Source organism: Thermococcus sp. (genome assembly GCF_027008145.1).
In the GTDB taxonomy this organism is placed as follows: Archaea; Methanobacteriota_B; Thermococci; order Thermococcales; family Thermococcaceae; genus Thermococcus.
This window is the reverse complement of sequence record NZ_JALTCZ010000069.1, coordinates 1-2636: the sequence shown is the minus strand read 5'-3', so window position 1 is coordinate 2636 and position 2636 is coordinate 1. Positions and strand designations below refer to the sequence as shown.

The 2636-nt window shown below is 50.5% G+C and carries 4 protein-coding genes and 1 pseudogene; 4 read left to right on the top strand and 1 reads right to left on the bottom strand.

The window, feature by feature from the left end:
• Positions 1–512 (bottom strand): 3-hexulose-6-phosphate synthase (hxlA, locus tag MVD07_RS03420; RefSeq protein WP_297498680.1); only part of this gene is annotated, 512 nt, incomplete at its 3' end.
• Positions 513–653: 141 nt separating this feature from the next.
• Between hxlA and MVD07_RS03415 the strand changes: the two genes are divergently transcribed.
• The 4 genes and pseudogenes from MVD07_RS03415 to MVD07_RS03400 form a co-directional block, all read left to right on the top strand.
• Complete coding sequence (locus MVD07_RS03415; RefSeq protein WP_297498676.1) at positions 654–1388, top strand: arginase family protein; 735 nt, start codon at positions 654–656, stop codon at positions 1386–1388.
• Positions 1385–1714, top strand: coding sequence for an Sjogren's syndrome/scleroderma autoantigen 1 family protein (locus MVD07_RS03410; RefSeq protein WP_297498673.1), 330 nt, complete (start codon positions 1385–1387; stop codon positions 1712–1714). Before MVD07_RS03415 ends, MVD07_RS03410 begins: the two co-directional genes overlap by 4 nt.
• Positions 1711–1923 carry a helix-turn-helix domain-containing protein gene (locus MVD07_RS03405; RefSeq protein ID WP_297498671.1) on the top strand — a complete coding sequence of 71 codons (213 nt, stop codon included), beginning with the start codon at positions 1711–1713 and terminating at the stop codon, positions 1921–1923. Before MVD07_RS03410 ends, MVD07_RS03405 begins: the two co-directional genes overlap by 4 nt.
• Positions 1924–2110: 187 nt before the next feature.
• Positions 2111–2636, top strand: a pseudogene (locus tag MVD07_RS03400) (DUF4855 domain-containing protein); the annotation flags it as partial.

Below are 2636 nucleotides of genomic sequence, written 5' to 3'. Positions count from 1 at the left end.
TCAAGGTTCAGACCACCTGCGACCGCGACCGGGACGTTAACGGCCTTCACGACCTTTTCAAGATCTTCCAGTGGGTTCTTACCCTGGGCCTGCTCGTCTATACCCGTGTGGACGAGTATGTAGTGGACACCCATCTTTTCAAGCTCTTTGGCCCTCTTCACCTTGTCTTTGACTCCGATGAGGTCGACCATGACCCTTATCCCATACCTCCTCGCGACTTCGACGGCGTCCTTTATCGTCTTGTCGTCGGCAACTCCAAGAATCGAGACGACGTCTGCACCGTGTCTCGCCGCCATCTCAACCTCCAGAGCCCCGGTGTCCATCGTCTTTAGGTCTGCGACTATCTTCCTGTCATGGAAGCGCCTCTTCATAAGCTCAACTGCACGCATTCCCTCCTTCTTGATGAGGGGTGTCCCAACCTCAAGCCAGTGGGCGCCACCGCGTGCTGCCTTCTCGGCTATTGACATGGCCTGTTCAATGTCGGTCAAATCAAGTGCAACCTGAAGTATCATGAAGCTGCCCCCAAAGAGTTTTCGTTTTATTCTCCGGGGACGAGTTTTTAAAGTTTGGCTTTAGGTTTTGGCATAAAAAAAGTCAAACGTCCCAGTCAAAGTTTAAAAGATGGTTCCCAAAGCCAGTTGGGTGGGGGAGTAATGGTAACTTTCATCCCATTCGGCGAGAGGCCCAACAGGGATGGCGTCCTCTACGCCCTCCAGTATTTGAAACGGAATAAACTCGTCGGCAACTACGTCATAGTTGAGACGAGCAGCAGTAAGGTGGAGCTCCTCCCGGAGACGATTCCGGCTGATAAAGCCTACGTTGTAGGGGAGCACCTCGCTACATATGGGATAGTTGAAAAGCTCCACCCAAAGGCCTTGATAAGCGTCGATGCCCACACGGATCTTATGCACGACTACCTCGACCACGGCTCCTGGCTGGCCTACGCCCTTGAGAAGGGGCTCGTCGAGCGGGCCGTCGTAATGGCTCCAGTACTTATGATACCAACAACCGAGAGAACCCAGCTCTGGACGAGGCGCGTCAAGATCTTCCCGGCCCTGCTGAGGAGCAGGAAGGTGAGGGGGAAGTGGCGGGCCTACAAGAACTTCCAGACGAACTCAATGGAGGAAATAATGGAGGATGCGAAGCGCTACCTCGGAAGGGACGTTTACCTTACCATTGATATGGACGTCCTGAAGCCTGAATACAGAATAGCCCGCTTCCAGCACGGTGAGCTGACGCTGGAGAGGCTCCTCGAAATCCTCGGGGCCATAAAGGAGAACTTCAACGTCGTAGCCTTCGACATAGCTGAGATATCGGACAGGATGAGGCGCTCCCGCCTCGGAAAGAAAGCCTTCTTCGAGGTCTTCAGGCTCCTAGGGGAGGGATGACCTTGGGAGGTCCGACGGAGGAGGAGATAAGGAATGTCATAATGCCCCTCATGCTCTCTGGAGCTAAGATGCTCGACAGGCACTGCCCCAAGTGCGGCTCGCCACTATTTGAGAAGGACGGGAGGGTATTCTGTCCGGTCTGCGAGTACAGGGCGAAGAAGAGGAAGAAGGAGATGAGGGGCGTTGAAGAAAGGCTCATGGAAAAGCTCAATGAGCTTGCAAACTCCCTCCCCGATGACCCCGGAGAGCTTGAGAAACATTTAAGGGTGATGGGAAAGATAATGGAACTGTTGGAGCGCTACAAAAAACTGGAGGGAGGAGAATGAAGAACGTAAAGGTGCTGGAAGTCCTAGAGGACGGTCCGAAGACGGTGGAGGAGATAGCCGAGGCTACTGGCATAAACCCGATGGAGGTCAGGAGATACCTTCTCCGCTTTGCGGAGCAGGGAAAAGTTGAGAGCTACCAGAAGGAAGGAAAGCTCTTCTGGAAGATAAAGGAGAAGAACGAGCTTGAAGAGGAGTTCAAATACGTCTGAATTCTCTGGGTTTCTTCCTTTTTGAACAAATCCCTTTTGGGTTGTCTTCTCACTTGAGGAAAAGGGGTTGTAATTCTTTACTTCTCCTTAAATTTGATCATTTTGGCACTTTTCGTCTCTTTTGATCTCATTTGTTTAACCAAAATGTTTTTATACGTTAAATAACTACTCAGAATTAGTGATTTTTATGTTTAAGTTTGGTTTGTGGTGGGTTCGGTGGAATGAAAACCTCGGGACCTACGAGTCTAGGATGACTCTTGGGGGGAGAGAGCCAACTTCTTACTATGAGGTAGTCCAGTGGTTCAAGGACAGGGGTTTTGACAGGGTTGTTTTTCTTGGTGGTGAAGGTAAAAGAATCAACTACACCGGGGACGGGTACGATGATGGTCGCTATTTGGCCCTCTGGATTATGTCACACGTTGACTCAATAAAGTATTACATTACAATACCCTTCAGCTATGGCGATGGTGAGTTAAGGGACGACCCATCCAAAGGTTTTGCTAACTCGTACTGGAAGGACTGGATTGATGGTGTTTTGAGCGTATTTGACGGCAACAGACTCGGCTTCTACTGGAGCTACGAGAGCTGCCTTCAGACTACCTCTTACGATGAAGCCCACGTTACGAAGGAGTTCATCCAGTACATGAGCAACTACATTCATAATCATGACCAAGAATTAATTTGGATTCCCACGATTGGAGACAGGACTATGG

Excerpts from the sequence above, each read along its gene's own strand:
- MVD07_RS03415 (WP_297498676.1), top strand. The coding sequence starts at position 654 with ATGGTAACTTTCATCCCATTCGGCGAGAGGCCCAACAGGGATGGCGTC.
- MVD07_RS03410 (WP_297498673.1), top strand. The coding sequence starts at position 1,385 with ATGACCTTGGGAGGTCCGACGGAGGAGGAGATAAGGAATGTCATAATG.
- MVD07_RS03405 (WP_297498671.1), top strand. The coding sequence starts at position 1,711 with ATGAAGAACGTAAAGGTGCTGGAAGTCCTAGAGGACGGTCCGAAGACG.